The sequence below is a fragment of the Burkholderia alba genome, assembly GCF_034721475.1.
In the GTDB taxonomy this organism is placed as follows: domain Bacteria; phylum Pseudomonadota; class Gammaproteobacteria; order Burkholderiales; family Burkholderiaceae; genus Burkholderia; species Burkholderia alba.
Map to the genome: position 1 here is coordinate 226,660 of NZ_JAWJWL010000007.1, position 14,205 is coordinate 240,864.

The 14,205-nt window shown below is 69.5% G+C and carries 13 protein-coding genes; 8 read left to right on the forward strand and 5 right to left on the reverse strand.

All coding sequences use genetic code 11. The annotated features are described in order from the left end of the window. Window positions 1–82: 82 nt before the first annotated feature. A complete protein-coding gene (locus RZR99_RS10495; protein WP_323119686.1) occupies window positions 83–1,750 on the reverse strand; it encodes a Na+/H+ antiporter in 1,668 nt (555 codons plus the stop codon). 288 nt (window positions 1,751–2,038) lie between these two features. Here RZR99_RS10495 and RZR99_RS10500 point away from each other — a divergent pair, with 288 nt between their 5' ends. The 8 genes from RZR99_RS10500 (at window position 2,039) to RZR99_RS10535 (ending at window position 9,534) form a co-directional block, all read left to right on the forward strand. Next, entirely contained in the window at window positions 2,039–3,322 is a 1,284-nt protein-coding gene (locus tag RZR99_RS10500; protein WP_323119687.1) for a sensor domain-containing phosphodiesterase, read from the forward strand. A 70-nt stretch (window positions 3,323–3,392) separates the two neighbouring features. Further along, the gene (locus RZR99_RS10505) at window positions 3,393–3,920 is read left to right on the forward strand and encodes a GNAT family N-acetyltransferase (protein WP_323119688.1); all 528 of its coding nucleotides are present in this window, start codon (window positions 3,393–3,395) and stop codon (window positions 3,918–3,920) included. Between the two features lie 104 nt (window positions 3,921–4,024). After that, on the forward strand, window positions 4,025–4,420 hold the full coding sequence (locus RZR99_RS10510; RefSeq protein WP_323119689.1) for a hypothetical protein: 396 nt from the start codon (window positions 4,025–4,027) through the stop codon (window positions 4,418–4,420). Between the two features lie 2 nt (window positions 4,421–4,422). Beyond that, a complete protein-coding gene (locus RZR99_RS10515; RefSeq protein ID WP_323119690.1) occupies window positions 4,423–4,833 on the forward strand; it encodes a hypothetical protein in 411 nt (136 codons plus the stop codon). 291 nt (window positions 4,834–5,124) lie between these two features. After that, entirely contained in the window at window positions 5,125–6,570 is a 1,446-nt protein-coding gene (locus tag RZR99_RS10520) for an alkaline phosphatase (protein WP_323119691.1), read from the forward strand. A 32-nt stretch (window positions 6,571–6,602) separates the two neighbouring features. Continuing rightward, the gene (locus RZR99_RS10525) at window positions 6,603–8,009 is read left to right on the forward strand and encodes an alkaline phosphatase (RefSeq protein WP_323119692.1); all 1,407 of its coding nucleotides are present in this window, start codon (window positions 6,603–6,605) and stop codon (window positions 8,007–8,009) included. 10 nt (window positions 8,010–8,019) lie between these two features. After that, window positions 8,020–8,760: a hypothetical protein gene (locus RZR99_RS10530; RefSeq protein ID WP_323119693.1), complete on the forward strand. Its 741-nt coding sequence runs from the start codon at window positions 8,020–8,022 to the stop codon at window positions 8,758–8,760. Window positions 8,761–8,823: 63 nt separating this feature from the next. After that, entirely contained in the window at window positions 8,824–9,534 is a 711-nt protein-coding gene (locus RZR99_RS10535) for a copper homeostasis protein CutC (protein ID WP_323119694.1), read from the forward strand. Between the two features lie 72 nt (window positions 9,535–9,606). Here the strand turns inward: RZR99_RS10535 and bioB are convergent, their stop codons facing one another. Genes bioB through bioA form a run of 4 tightly spaced genes read right to left on the reverse strand, consistent with a single transcriptional unit; the run spans window position 9,607 to window position 13,948 of the window. Continuing rightward, window positions 9,607–10,626, reverse strand: coding sequence for a biotin synthase BioB (gene bioB, locus RZR99_RS10540; protein ID WP_323119695.1), 1,020 nt, complete (start codon window positions 10,624–10,626; stop codon window positions 9,607–9,609). 42 nt (window positions 10,627–10,668) lie between these two features. Continuing rightward, entirely contained in the window at window positions 10,669–11,388 is a 720-nt protein-coding gene (gene bioD, locus RZR99_RS10545) for a dethiobiotin synthase (protein ID WP_323119696.1), read from the reverse strand. Then, window positions 11,385–12,605, reverse strand: a complete 1,221-nt coding sequence (bioF, locus tag RZR99_RS10550) for an 8-amino-7-oxononanoate synthase (protein ID WP_323119697.1) — start codon at window positions 12,603–12,605, stop codon at window positions 11,385–11,387. The genes bioD and bioF overlap by 4 nt, the downstream gene beginning before the upstream one ends. Further along, the gene (gene bioA, locus RZR99_RS10555) at window positions 12,602–13,948 is read right to left on the reverse strand and encodes an adenosylmethionine--8-amino-7-oxononanoate transaminase (RefSeq protein WP_323119698.1); all 1,347 of its coding nucleotides are present in this window, start codon (window positions 13,946–13,948) and stop codon (window positions 12,602–12,604) included. The genes bioF and bioA overlap by 4 nt, the downstream gene beginning before the upstream one ends. Window positions 13,949–14,205: the final 257 nt, after the last annotated feature.

Genomic DNA, 14,205 nt, shown 5'->3' on the forward strand with positions numbered 1-14,205 from the left:
GGAGCGCGACGCGCGTGATGCGTGTCGTGTGCGTGATGCGTGAACGAAGCGAGGCGAGGCCTCGCTTCGTCGTATTCAGGCGTCAGGCCAGCCCCTTCTTGCGGGTCGACAGCGCGGTCTCCGACAGGTCGACCTCGCGCATCAGCTTGCCGAGCGTTTCGTCGTTGATCTTCTGCTCGCCGCGCAGCCGGTAGAGCACCGCGCGCTCGGCGCGGATCGCGGCGATCTTCATCTGCAACTCCATTTTCTCCGCCTGCTTCGCTTCTGCGCGCGGCTCGGCGCCCTCTTCGGTGAGGCCGGTCAGCCGGCGCCGGTACAGATCCATCACCCGCGCGGTGATATCCGCGCAGCGCGCGGCGGCCGCCTCGTCCAGTTCGACGGTGAGCGCGTCGTGGGTCGCGTCGACCGCGCGGATCGCCGCCTGCGCGGCCGCCGCGCGCGCGGCGCGTTCCTCTTCCGCGTGCGGGTTGCGCATCGTGCGAAAGCCGCGCAACAGCAGCGGCAGGCCGAGCACCGCGACGAACAGCGAGCCGAGAATCACGCCCGACGCGATGAAGATCGCGGTATCGCGGCCGGCGAGCGGCTGGCCGTTGTCGAGCGCGACGGGAATCGACAGCACGCCGGCCAGCGTGATCGCCCCGCGCACGCCGCCGACCGTCATCACCGCGATCGTGCGGATGCCCGCCATCGTGCCGGAGAGCCCCTGCTTCGCGGCGCGGCGGCTCGCGATCCAGCGCAGCAGCCACACCCACGCGAAGCGGATCGCATAGAGCGCGGCCATCATCGCGACCACGTAGCCGATCATCGCGCCGACCAGCGCGTCGCTCGTGTGGTGCGCGTCCAGCAGCGCGCGGCCGATGATGTGCGGCAGCTGCAGGCCGAGCATGATGAACACCATGCCGTTGAACACGAACTCGATCATCGCCCAGGTGCTTTCCGCGCGGACCCGCGCGGCCACCGTGCTGCTGCGCGAGAAGCTCGTGTAGTTCATCATCATCCCCGCCGCGACGGCGGACAGGATGCCGGACAGGCCGAGATGCTCGGCGATCAGATACGACGCGAACGGCACGAGCAGCGTCATCACGATGCCGGGCGCGGGGTCGCCTTCCTGCGACGCGTTGAGGAAGCGGGTGGACAGCGCGCTGAACAGCCACGACACCAGCGCGCCCGTCGCAAGGCCGCCCGAGGCGACGATCACGAAGCTGAGCGACGCCTCCCGCAGGGAGAACATCCCGGTGAGCGCGGCGGCGATCGCGAACTTCAGCGCGACGAGGCCCGACGCGTCGTTCATCAGCGCCTCGCCTTCCAGGATATGCATCAGCTGCGGCGGGATCCGGCCCCGGCCCGCGATGCCGGACAGCGCGACCGCGTCGGTCGGCGAAAGCACGGCCGCGAGCGCGAACGCGATCGGCAGCGGCAGGCCGGGAATCAACCAATGCGCAAAGTAGCCGACCGCGAGTACCGTCATGAAGACAAGGCCGAACGCGAGCATCAGGATCGCCCGCCGCTGCAGGTACAGCTCCCGCTTCGGAATGCGCCAGCCGTCCGCGAACAGCAGCGGCGGAATGAACAGCAGCATGAAGATTTCGGGATCGAACGTGACGTGCAGGTTGAATGTCGGCCACGCCAGCAGCGCGCCGATCGCGATCTGCATCAACGGCAGCGGCAGGCGCAGCGGCAGCACCCGCGTGATGACGCCCGACAGCGCGACGGCCAGCAACAGGATCAAGACGGTAAAGACTATTTCCATCGATAACGTATAGGTGGAAGGTGACGAGAGGGTCGAAGTTTAGCGTGCTCGCGCGACACGCGTCGCGAGGGCCGGGCCGGCGGTTTGCACTGGAATGGTGCGAAAAAGCCCCGGCGACAGGCATGCGGAATGAATCGGGGGCCGAACTATCGTGGTGGCGGGTGCCGGGAGCGAGCACGGAGCTTGCTTAAGCTAGTCTACAAAACAACTGGATAACCGAGGATCCGCCATGAGAACCCGAGAGCCGACATTCCTGCCTGTCGACAGTATCGTCATGAGGAGGCAGACATGACCCTTGCTCAACAGGAACGTCCCGTTGCCGCATCGCCTTACCGCTTCGAAGCGGAGGTCACGTCGGGCCTCGAGCGTGTTGCGACGCAGCATCGCGACCTGACGCTGACCAGCGTGTTCCAGCCGATCTTCAGCCTGTCGCATCTGCGCGCGGTCGGTTATGAAGGGCTGCTGCGCGCGCACGATGCGCTGGACCGGCCGGTTTCTCCGCTCGACGTGTTCGGCGAAGCCGCGCGTCACGGCGACGTGATGCAGGTCGACCGGCTGGCGCAGGCGCTGCACCTGGAGAATTTCTCGCTGCTCGGCGCGGAGCGCGAGTGGCTGTTCCTCAACGTCAATCCCTGCGTGCTCACCGACCCGTTCCAGGCGGCCGCGCTGCTCGCGAACCTGAAGCGGCTCGGCATTTCGCCGCGTCGCGTCGTGCTCGAAGTGCTCGAACAGCGGGCGGAGGATCTCGAACGGCTCGCCGAGGCGGTGCGCGAATTCCGCGCGCAGGGCTTCCTGATCGCGCTGGACGATTTCGGCGCGGGCCATTCGAATCTCGAGCGGATCTGGCAGCTGAATCCCGATATCGTGAAGCTCGACCGCATCATGCTGTCGCACGCGCAGCACCGGCCGGGGCTGACCGCGATCCTGCACGGGCTCGTCACGCTGCTGCACGAGGCAGGCAAGCTGGTGTTGATCGAGGGGATCGAAACCGAACACGAGGCGCAGATCGCGCTGTCGTGCGAAGCCGATTTCGTGCAGGGCTACTTCTTCGGCCGGCCGGCGCCGGGGCTGCCCGACAGCGCGGCGGCGTCCGCCTGCATCGGCGAGCTGACCGAGCGCTTTCGCAAGCAGACCGAAGCACGCGAGCGCCGCGACGCGCAGCGGCTCGCGCCTTACCTGCGGGCATTCGAGCGGGCGGCCGAGCGGCTCGCGGCGGGCGAGCCGCTCGACGAAGTCTGCTGGAACTTCCTCGCGATCGATCATGCGGCGCGCTGCTTCCTGCTCGATGCGAACGGACGGCAGGCGGGCCGCAACGTCGTGCTGCGCGCCGACCGCGCATCGCCCGAAACGCGCTTCATGCCGCTCGCCGATGCGCAAGGCGCGAACTGGCTGCGGCGGCCGTACTTCCGGGCGGCGATCGCCGAACCGCAGCGCGTGCACGCGACGCGGCCCTACCTGTCGATCAACGAAGCGCTGCCGTGCGTGACGCTGTCGGCGGCGATCCGGGTCAACGACACGCTGTGCGTGCTGTGCGGCGATATCGACTGGCTCGACGAGGAGGCCGACGCGTAGCGCCGCCGTGCGAGAATCGGTGTTCCATGCGGGCGGGGCGCGATGCCCCGCCGCTTGCCAGGAGAACCCGATGATCTGGAGCACCGTCGAGATCCGCACCGCGCGGCTGACGATCCGGCCGTTCACGGCGGCCGATGCGGACGACGCGTTTGCCTGCGTGACGCCGTCGCTCACCCGCTACATGGCGTTCGATCCGGAGGCGTCGCCGGCCGCGTTCGAGGCGATCTGGCGACGGTGGCTCGCGACGATCGACGCGGGCGAGGATTTCTCGTTCGCGATCCGCGACGCGCAGACCGGCGGCTTCGTCGGCATGGTCGGGCTGCACCATGCCCGCGCGGCCGTCCCCGAGCTGGGCATCTGGATCCGCGAAGACCGGCACGGCCATGCGTATGGCCGCGAAGCGGTGACCGCCGTCGCGCAGTGGGGCGCGCGCACCTTCAAGCCCGACGCGTTCATCTATCCCGTCGCCGAACGGAACCACCCGAGCCGCCGCATCGCGGAGTCGCTGGGCGGCGTGGTCGTCGAGACGCGGACGACGCCGAAGTACGAGGCGCTCGTCTACCGGATTCCGGCGGCGGCGCCCTGCGCGGCCGATTGATTTTTCGACTGTGCGCGCCGAGAATGGGCGCGGCTTCAGCCAGCGGCGGCGCGCAGGCCTTTCCGATGCGCGCGACCGGCAACAGAACGAACTAGAAGAACTTCATGAAAAGACCGGTCTCTCTGGGCGTGCTTGGGTGGTTCCTCATCGTGGTCAATGCGATTGCGCTGCTGACGTCGCCGTGGACGCCGCAAAGCGATGCCGCGCGCCAGGCCGTCGAAGCGCTCGAATGGCGGATGGTGCCGCCGATATGGGTGCTGCTGCTGTCGACCAGCATCGTGTTCGAAGTGCTGAACGTCGTGGCCGGGTTCGGCATCCTGAAGGGGCGTCCGTGGGCGCGCATGCTTTACACGATCGTTGCGCTGGTGGGGCTCGTGATCCCGTTCGCGATCGCGCCGCTCAACCCGATGCTGCTGCCGGGCGCGGCGCTCGTCGCGCTGTTCCTCTTTCTGCTGTATCGCCCCGCCGCGTCCGCCTACTTCGGGCGGGCCGCGTCGTGAGGGTGATCCGCAACGCCATCGGGCTGCTGTTCCATCTCGCCGCGAGCTTCGTCGTGCTGGTGGTCGAGATGCTGCTGATCTGGGCGCCGTCGGTGCCCGCGAAGCGCTGGGGCGTGGGGGTTTCGCTGCTGATCGCGGCGGTCCTGTATGCGCTCGGCACGCTCGTCGGCGCGTTCGCACCGCGTTTGCGGCCGGTCGGCATCGGCTTGCTGGTCACGTCGGCGATTACGTTGCTCGACGTGCTCGCGCTGGCCGCCATGCGGCTGTTTCCGGCGCTCCTGTCGATCCTGGCGGCGGCCAATCACGGCATCGCGATCGAGGTGCCGGTGAGCGGACTGATGCGCGGCGCGGCCGCCGGCATCGCGCTCGGGCTCGTCGGGTGGTGGCTGGCGATGCCGCCGCGCAGGGGGTAGGGACGCGGGGCGCCGGTACGCGGGTCGGTGCGCCCGGCTTCACCGGTTCTCCGTTTGTCGGTCGCCGTTCATCGGCTACCCGTCACCGGCTCCGGCTCCCAGCCCCAGCCCCAGCCCCAGCCCCAGCCCCAGCCCCAGCCCCAGCCCCAGCCCCAGCCCCAGCCCCAGCCCCAGCCCCGCGTCATCCTTCCGTTTTAATTTCCATCACCTTTCATTTTTATTCACACCGGCGTCACATCGGCCCCTTATCGTCCTTTCGTTTTGAAAGAATTCACCAAGGAAGCCGAAAACATGAAGCGAACGAGACTGGCGGCGCTGCTCTGTGCAAGCGTCTTCGCGGCGGCAGGCTGCGGTAGCGACGACGGGCCGACCAGCGCGGTTCCCCGGGTCGACGACGAGACGCAGACCACCGCGGCGCGCAACGTGATCTTCTTCCTCGGCGACGGAATGGGGCTGACGACGCTGACCGCCGCGCGGATCTACGCGGTCGGCGAGGACGGCGCGCTGACGCTCGACACGCTGCCCGAAACCGCGTTCGTGAAGACCTACTCGAACGATGCGCAGGTGACGGACAGCGCGCCGTCGATGTCCGCGTACATGACGGGCGTCAAGACCAACAACGAAGTGATCTCGATGTCGCCGGACACGAAGGCGATCGAACCGACCCGGGATCTCACCGGCAACTGCGGCGCGAACAACGGCAAGACGGTGCAGACGCTGCTCGAGATCGCGAAGGGCAAGGGGCTGGCGACGGGCGTCGTGACCACCACCCGCGTGACTCACGCGACACCGGCCGCGACCTATTCGCACGTCTGCCATCGCGACGCGGAAAGCGACATCGCCGCGCAGCTCGTGCCGGGCGGCGCGGGCTACAACGCGGCGCTGCGCGACGGCGTCGACGTCGTGCTCGGCGGCGGCGCGCAGTTCTTCGTGCCGAAGGACGGCGGCGGCAAGCGCGCCGACGGCCGCAATCTCGTCAACGAGCTGAAGGCGAAGGGCTACACGTTCGCGCAGACCCGCGACGAGCTGCAGGCGGCGGACGCGACGAAGAGCGGCAAGCTGGTCGGCCTCTTCACGTCGAGCCACATGAGCTACGACCTCGACCGCAACGCGGCGAAGGAGCCGAGCCTCGCCGAAATGGCGACGCGCGCGCTCGACGTGCTGCAGAAGAACCAGAAGGGCTATTTCCTGATGGTCGAGGGCGGCCGGATCGACCACGCGCTGCACGACACCAACGCGAAACGCGCGCTGCAGGACACGGTCGCGTTCGACAACGCGATCAAGGCGACGCTCGACAAGGTGCGCAAGACCGATCCGAAGCTGGCCAACACGCTGATCGTCGTCACCGCCGATCACGACCACACGTTGGTGCTGAACGGCTACGCGGCGCGCACCGGCAAGACCGAGACCGGCAAGCCCGGCGTGCTCGGCGTGCTGCGCAGCTACCAGACGGGCGCGGTCGCGAAGGACGCGGACGGCGCGCCGTACACGATCATCGGCTTCGGCAACGGCGAGAACCGCGTGCAGGGCAGCCGCGCGGGCACCAACCTGAGCGACGCGGTCACGGGCGCCGACGACTACCGGCAGGAAGCGGTCGTGCGGATGGACAAGGGCGGCGAAACGCACGGCGGCACCGACGTGTTCCTGGGGGCGATCGGCAAGGGCGCGGAGAACTTCCACGGCGTGATCGAGAACAACAAGGTGTTCGAGCTGGTCCGCAACGCGGTGCAGCTGTGAGCGCGGCCTTTACGGGAACAGGGGAATACAGGATGTCGACATTCAAGCGCATCGCGGCGGCGACGCTCGCCGTGGCGGGTTTCGCGGGCATGGGTCTGGGTCAGGCGGCGCATGCCGAGGGCCAGGCGAAGAACGTGATCTTCTTTCTGGGCGACGGCATGGGCCCGACGACGGTCACCGCGAGCCGCATCTACAAGGTCGGCGAAGCCGGCCAGCTGACGATGGAAAAGCTCGCGCGCACCGCGCGCGTCAAGACCTTCTCGAACGACGCGCAGACGACGGACAGCGCGCCGTCGATGGCGGCCTACATGACCGGCGTGAAGATGAACAACGAAGTGCTGTCGATGTCGTCCGACACGCGCGCGGTCGCGCCGGGCAACGACGCGAACGGCAACAAGACGGTGAACAACTGCGCGCCGTCCAACGGCCGCCCGGTCGCGACGCTGCTCGAACTGGCGAAGGCGCGCGGCAAGTCGGTCGGCTCGATCACCACGACCGAGCTGACCCATGCGACGCCCGCCGCCACCTACTCGCACATCTGCCATCGCGACGCGCAGTACGACATCGCCGCGCAGGCGGTGCCGGGGGGCGCGGGCTTCAACACCGCGCTGGGCGACGGCGTCGACGTGCTGATGGGCGGCGGCCGCAATCACTGGACGCCGTTCGATCCGGCCACCAACAAGCGCGGCCGCGCGGACGGGCGCAACCTGCTCGCCGAGCTGCAGGCGAAGGGCTACGCGGTCGCGGCGACGAAGGACCAGCTCGCGCAGGCGAGCGGCGGCAAGCTGATCGGCCTGTTCAGTTCGACGAGCCATCTCGAATACGAACTCGACCGCGCGGCGGGCAAGGGCGAAGGCCCGACGCAGCCGAGCCTCGCGGAGATGACGTCGAAGGCGATCGACGTGCTGTCGAAGAATGCGAACGGCTACTTTCTGATGGTCGAGGGCGGCCGGATCGATCATGCGCTGCACGGCACCAACGCGAAGCGCGCGCTCGAGGACACCGTCGCGTTCGACGAGGCGATCCGCGTCGCGCTGTCGAAGGTCGACCTGTCGAACACGCTGATCGTCGTGACCGCCGACCACGATCACACGATGACGATCAACGGCTACTCGAAGCGGGGCAATCCGATCCTCGACGTGAGCCGCAGCTATCGCGACGGCCAGCCGAGCAAGGACGCGGACGGCAACACCTATACGACGCTCGTGTTCGGCAACGGCGCGAACCGGCCGAACGTGCGCGCATCGGTGGATCCGGCGGTGGCGACCAACGAGGCCTACCTGCAGGAAGTGGGCGTGCGCATGGGCGGGCCGGGTTCGGAGACGCACGGCGGCGGCGACGTGATGCTGTTCGCCGACGGCGCGGACGCGAAGGCGTTCAAGGGCACGATCGACAACACGCGCGTGTTCGGTCTCGTGCGCTCGGCGTTAGGTTTCTGAGCGGACGACGATGAACGGGACGATCAAGCGCGCCGTGCTGGGCGCGGTGTGCGGGTGCGCGGCGGCGTCCGTGCTTGCCGCGCCGGATCTGGACGCGGTGCTGCTGCACGAGAGCACGTCGGTGAGCGCGGACGGCGTGACGCGCACGGCGTCGTATCGCGAGCGGATGGTGCGGCGCGACGGCCACGTATGGGTCGAGCGGGTGCTGCCCGCGGCGGCGGACGGCGCCCACGCGCACCGGCACGCCGATGCGTCGCCGGGCAAGGGCGGGGTGCGGTCGGTGGCGGCCGACGCGCACGCGGGGCACAAGCACTTCGACTTCGCATCGGCGTCGCGCCATGTGACGAACGACGGCAAGACCGTGCGGATCGAATACGTGAATGCCGCCGAACGCACGGTCGTCGACGTGCCGCCCGCCGAGTACGAGACGACGGGCTTCGACGGTTCGTGGGACAACGCGTACTTCATCACGCCGCCGTCGCAGTTGAAGAAGCTCGACGCGACGGCGAAGCCGGGGAGCGCGCCCGGCACGCGCTGGTACGCGCAGCAGGTCGCGACGGCGAACGCGAACGGCGTGAACCGGATCCTGTGGAGCGACGCGCTGCAGGCGCCGCTCGCGATCGAGTACCGCAGCGCGGACGGGCGGATCGCGCGCAAGCTGACGCTCACGCCGGCGACGCGCGTCGCGACCGCGCCGTGGCAGCGCTTGATGGGCTACGCGCGCAAGGAGTACGCGGACTTCCTCGACTGACCCTGTGCCTCGCACGGCGTCGGGTAGGATGCTGGCTGGTTCCACTCGACGACGAGCCTTCCGATGCCTACCTCCCCCCTGCTTCTCGAAGTGATCGCCACCACGGTGAGCGATGCTCGCGTCGCCGCCCGCGAGGGCGCCGACCGTCTCGAACTCGTGACCGCGATGGGCGAGGGCGGCCTCACGCCGAGCATCGGCCTGATCGAAGCCGTGATCGCCGCCGTGCCGATTCCCGTCAACGTGATCGTGCGGCCGCACAGCCGCTCGTTCGTCTACGACGCCGACGAACTCCGCGTGATCGAGCGCGACGTGCGCGCCGCCGTGGCGGCGGGCGCGCACGGTATCGTGTTCGGGATGCTCGATGCGCGCGGCGACGTCGATCTCGGCGCGCTGGAGCGGATCGCCGACGCGGCGGGCGGCAACCCCCTCACCTTCCACCGCGCATTCGACGTCGCGCGGGATCTCAACGCGGCGTTCGACACGCTGCTGCGCGTACCGGCGGTGACGTCGGTGCTGACTTCGGGCGGCCATCGTTCGGCGCTCGACGGCCGCGACGTGATCGCGCGGCTCGCGCGCCGCGCGGCGGGCACGCCGTGCACGGTGCTGGCGGGCGCGGGCCTGACGGTGGAGGCGCTCGGCGAGTTCGTGCGGGCGACCGGCGTGCGTGCCGTGCATGTCGGTTCGGGCGTGCGCGAGCGGGGCGAACTGCTCGCGCCGGTCAACGCGCGTTCGGTCGCGAAGGCGCGCGCCGCGCTGGATACGGCGGCGGCCTAGCCGGCCGCGCCGCGATATTCGGGCTCGCCGCGCCGCATCGGGCTGCGCCGCGGCGTCCCGAGCCCGGGCGGCTTATGCGGCCGCGCCCGGCTTGCTCGCGTCGTCCGCCTTCATGCCGAGCCGCGCGAGCAGCTTGCGGTCGGCTTGTGCGCGGGGATTACCGGTGGTGAGCAGTTGGTCGCCGTAGAACATCGAGTTCGCGCCCGCGAGGAAGCACAGCGACTGCATCGCGTCGTCGAGCTGTTCGCGGCCGGCCGACAGACGCACCATCGCTTTCGGCATCGTGATGCGGGCCACCGCGATCGTGCGGACGAACTCGAACGGGTCGAGCGCCTCGGCGTTTTCGAGCGGGGTGCCTTCGATCGCGACCAGGTTGTTGATCGGCACCGATTCCGGATACGGGTTCAGGTTCGCGAGCTGCGCGATCAGGCCCGCGCGTTCGCGCCGCGACTCGCCCATCCCGATGATGCCGCCGCAGCACACGTTGATGCCCGCGTCGCGCACCCGCTCCAGCGTGTCGAGGCGATCCTGGTAGGTCCGCGTCGAGATGACCTGGCCGTAGAACTCGGGCGACGTGTCGAGGTTGTGGTTGTAGTAGTCGAGCCCGGCCTCGGACAGCGCCTTCGCCTGATGGTCCTCGAGCATGCCGAGCGTCACGCAGGTTTCGAGGCCCATCTCCTTCACGCCGCGAATCATTTCCTTGATCGGCTCGAGGTGGCGGTCCTTCGGATTGCGCCACGCCGCGCCCATGCAGAACCGGGACGCGCCGCTTTCCTTCGCCACGCGCGCGGCCGCCAGCACGGCATCGACTTCCATCAGCTTCTCGGCCTTCAGGCCCGTTTCGTGATGCGACGACTGCGAGCAGTAGCCGCAATCCTCCTCGCAGCCGCCTGTCTTGATCGACAGCAGCGTCGACAGCTGGATCGCATTCGCGTCGAAGTGCTCGCGATGCGTCTGCTGCGCGCGGAACAGGAGATCGTTGAACGGCAGGTCGTACAGGGCGATCACATCGGCAACGCGCCAGCGCGGGGCGGCGGGCGCCGCGACGGGCACGGCGACGGGCGTCGGGGAGGCGGTCTGGGCTTGGGTCATCTCGTTCATCCTTGCAAGGGGGCGTCGAATGGGGATTCGGGGTTAGGGCTGCGTCGTGCGCAGCGTGTTCAGCAGGCTGCCGATGTCGAGCGCGCGCGAGGCGGCTTCCGGCAGCGGCGGCGATTGATGCGCGAGGCGGCCGACCAGCGGCGCGCGATGCTCGCGGTCGAGCCAGGTGCGCAGCGTGTCGACGTTCTCGTCGGCGTAATGCATGGCCGGATCGATGTGGTTCGCGACCCAGCCGGCGATCCTCAGCCCGCGCGCGGCGATCGAGTCGGCGCTCAGCAGCGCGTGGTTGATGCAGCCGAGCCGCATGCCGACCACGAGCACGACCGGCAGGCCGAGCGCGACCGCGAGATCGGCCGTGTCGAGGCGCGCGTCGAGCGGCACGCGAAAGCCGCCGACGCCTTCGACCACCACGATGTCGGCCGCGTCGCACGCGGCGCGGTACGCGGCGACGATCGTGCCGATGTCGAGCGTCACCCGCTCCTGTGCGGCGACGATGTGCGGCGCGGCGGGCGCTTTCAGCAGGAACGGCGTGCGGATCTCGGGCGGCAGCGCGACGTTCGCGGCGGCGTCGAGCTGGTCCGCGTCCTCGTTGCACCAGAGCCCGTCGCGCTCGAACGCGCCGGCGGCGATCGGCTTCATCGCGGCGGCGCGCAGGCCGTGCCGCGCGAAGCCGTGCAGCAGCGCGGCACTCACGAAGGTCTTGCCGATTTCGGTGTCGGTGCCGGTGACGAACAGCGAGTAAGGCGCGCTCATGCCGCGTGCTCGGCGGGGTGCGGCGCGGCGGCGTCGCTCGCTTGCATCAGCGCGGCTTCGAGGCGCGCGAGATCGTCGAGCGAGTGCGCGGCCGACAGCGAGATGCGCAACCGCGACGTGCCGGCCGGCACCGTCGGCGGCCGGATCGCGGGCACCCACAGGCCGTGCGCGTCGAGCGCGCGCATCGCCTCGAGTGTGTCGTCGTTGCCGCCGATCACGAGCGCCTGCACGGCGGTATGCGAATCGACCGGCTGCCAGCGCGTGCGGCGCAGGATCACGCGGGTGCGCGCGATCAGCTGGCCGAGGTGCGCGCGCCGCGCATCGCCCTCGGCGCCGCCGATGATCGCGAGGCTCGCGGATACCGCGTGCGCGACGGACGGCGGCGCGGCGGTCGTGAAGATGTAGCTGCGCGCGCGCTGGACCATCCATTCGATCGCGGTCTCGTGCGCGACGATGAAGGCGCCGGCAACGCCCGCCGCCTTGCCGAGCGTGCCGACATAGACGAGGTTCGGCGAGCGCAGCGCGAGCGCGGCGAGCGCGCCGCGTCCCTGCGGGCCGAGCACGCCGAAGCCGTGCGCGTCGTCGACGACGAGCCACGCGCCATGCGCGTCGGCCAGCGCGACGAGGCGCGCGAGCGGCGCGAGATCGCCGTCCATGCTGAACACGGTATCGGACACGATCAGCTTGATGCGCGCGTCGGACGCGGCGAGCCGCGCCGCGAGCGCGTCCATGTCGTTGTGCGGGTAGACCTCCACGGCCGCGCGCGACAGCCGCGCGCCGTCGATCAGCGACGCATGGTTCAGCGCATCGGAGAAGATCGTCGCGTCGCGGCCCGCGAGCGCGGTCAGCGCGGCGAGGTTCGCCATGTAGCCGGTGCTGAAGTACAGCGCGCGCGGCGCGTCCGAGAAGCCGCCCGCGAACGCGGCCAGCTCTTCCTCGAGCCGCGCGTGCGCGCGCGAGTGGCCGCCGAGCAGATGCGAGCCGCCGCTGCCCGAGCCGTAGCGCCGCGCGCCTTCGGCAAACGCGTCGACCAGCCGCGGATGCGCGGCGAGACCGAGATAGTCGTTGCTCGCGAAACCGATGACGCGGCGTCCGTCGACCGTCATGTGCGCGTCGCACGCGGTGTCGGCGATGCGGCGCCGTCGGCGCAGGCCCTGCGCGTCGATCTCGGCGAGCCCGCGCTCGAGCGTGCCGAGCAGGTCCGGATTCGGGTTCATGCATGCACCTCCGTCAGCGTGGCTTCGAGCGTGTCGCGCGTGCGTGCCGCGAGCCAGGCCAGTTGGTCGTCGTCGAGGATGTACGGCGGCATCAGGTAGACCGATGTGCCGATCGGGCGCAGCAGCGTTTCGCGCGCGAGCGCCTGCTCGAAGAAGCTGCGCGAGAAGCGCTTCGCGGCGTCGCCTTCGAGCGCGACGTCGAACGCGAAGATCGTGCCGCGCTCGCGCAGGTGCCGCACCCGAGGATGATCGGCGAGCGGCTGCAGCGCGGCGCGCAGGACTGCCGATTTGCGTGCGTTGGCGGCGAGCACGTCGTCGCTGTCGAACAGGTCGAGCGTCGCCACCGCCGCGCGGCATGCGAGCGGGTTGCCGGTGTACGAGTGCGAGTGCAGGAAGCCGCGCGCGGTATCGTCGTCGTAGAACGCCGCGAAGATCGCGTCGCGCGACAGCACCAGCGACAGCGGCAGATAGCCGCCGCTGATCCCTTTCGACAGGCACAGGAAATCGGGCCATGCGCCGGCCTGTTCGCAGGCGAAGAAGGTGCCGCTGCGGCCGCAGCCGACGGCGATCTCGTCGGCGATCAGGTGCACGTCGAACTCGTCGCACAGCGTGCGCAGGCCGCGCACGTAAGACGGATCGTGCATCGCCATGCCGGCCGCGCACTGCACCAGCGGCTCGACGATCAGTGCGGCGATGTGTTCGGCCCGCTCGGCGAAGAGGCGCCGCACGTCGGCGAGCGCGCGCGCGGCGACGTCCGCCGCGGTCTCGCCCGGCTGCGCGAGGCGCGCATCGGGCGATGCGACGACGTGCGCGGAGCGGATCAGCGAATCGTAGGCATCCTTGAACAGCGCGACGTCGGTCACGCCGAGCGCACCGATCGTCTCGCCGTGATAACCGTTCGCGATGCAGACGAATTCGCGTTTCGCGCCGCGGCCGCGATTGCGCCACGCATGGAAACTCATTTTCAGCGCGATCTCGACGGCCGATGCGCCGTCCGAGGCGAAGAACGCATGGCCGAGCGTGTGCTGCGTGAGCGCAGCCAGACGCTCGGCGAGTTCGATCGCGGGTTCGTGCGTGCAGCCCGCGAGCATCGCGTGCTCCAGCGTATCGAGCTGCTGCTTCAGCGCGTCGTTGATGCGCGGATTCGCGTGGCCGAACAGGTTCACCCACCACGAGCTGATCGCGTCGAGATAGCGGCGGCCCGCGCGGTCGTACAGCCACGGCCCCTGGCCGCGCGCGACGGCGATGAGCGGCAGCTGCTCGTGGTGCTTCATCTGGGTACAGGGATGCCAGACGGCACGCAGGCTGCGCGCGACCCAGTCATCGGTTGCATGAGTATTCAAAAACGGCTCCGAAACGGAAACGCGCGGCGGGCGCGGCGCAACGCAACCCGCCGATGCACGGCCGAAGGCGGCGGACCGGTGATCCGGACCCCGATACGGCAGCAAAAACGCGTGCGTACAAAACGAAAACCGGGCTGAGATTAGCGTGTTCCGGGCTTCGTTGCACTACCCGTTACAAAGCGCGAGCGCCTTTGCTGGCTTGGCGTTCAGCGCAGTTCGCGACCGCTCGCGACGGTTCGATTCCGTTCCTTGGAGAA

What these genes read in the sequence shown, in the direction of transcription:
- RZR99_RS10495 (WP_323119686.1), bottom strand. Translation starts at nt 1,750, where the DNA reads ATGGAAATAGTCTTTACCGTCTTGATCCTGTTGCTGGCCGTCGCGCTG.
- RZR99_RS10500 (WP_323119687.1), top strand. Translation starts at nt 2,039, where the DNA reads ATGACCCTTGCTCAACAGGAACGTCCCGTTGCCGCATCGCCTTACCGC.
- RZR99_RS10505 (WP_323119688.1), top strand. Translation starts at nt 3,393, where the DNA reads ATGATCTGGAGCACCGTCGAGATCCGCACCGCGCGGCTGACGATCCGG.
- RZR99_RS10510 (WP_323119689.1), top strand. Translation starts at nt 4,025, where the DNA reads ATGAAAAGACCGGTCTCTCTGGGCGTGCTTGGGTGGTTCCTCATCGTG.
- RZR99_RS10520 (WP_323119691.1), top strand. Translation starts at nt 5,125, where the DNA reads ATGAAGCGAACGAGACTGGCGGCGCTGCTCTGTGCAAGCGTCTTCGCG.
- RZR99_RS10525 (WP_323119692.1), top strand. Translation starts at nt 6,603, where the DNA reads ATGTCGACATTCAAGCGCATCGCGGCGGCGACGCTCGCCGTGGCGGGT.
- RZR99_RS10530 (WP_323119693.1), top strand. Translation starts at nt 8,020, where the DNA reads ATGAACGGGACGATCAAGCGCGCCGTGCTGGGCGCGGTGTGCGGGTGC.
- RZR99_RS10535 (WP_323119694.1), top strand. Translation starts at nt 8,824, where the DNA reads ATGCCTACCTCCCCCCTGCTTCTCGAAGTGATCGCCACCACGGTGAGC.
- bioB (WP_323119695.1), bottom strand. Translation starts at nt 10,626, where the DNA reads ATGACCCAAGCCCAGACCGCCTCCCCGACGCCCGTCGCCGTGCCCGTC.
- bioD (WP_323119696.1), bottom strand. Translation starts at nt 11,388, where the DNA reads ATGAGCGCGCCTTACTCGCTGTTCGTCACCGGCACCGACACCGAAATC.
- bioF (WP_323119697.1), bottom strand. Translation starts at nt 12,605, where the DNA reads ATGAACCCGAATCCGGACCTGCTCGGCACGCTCGAGCGCGGGCTCGCC.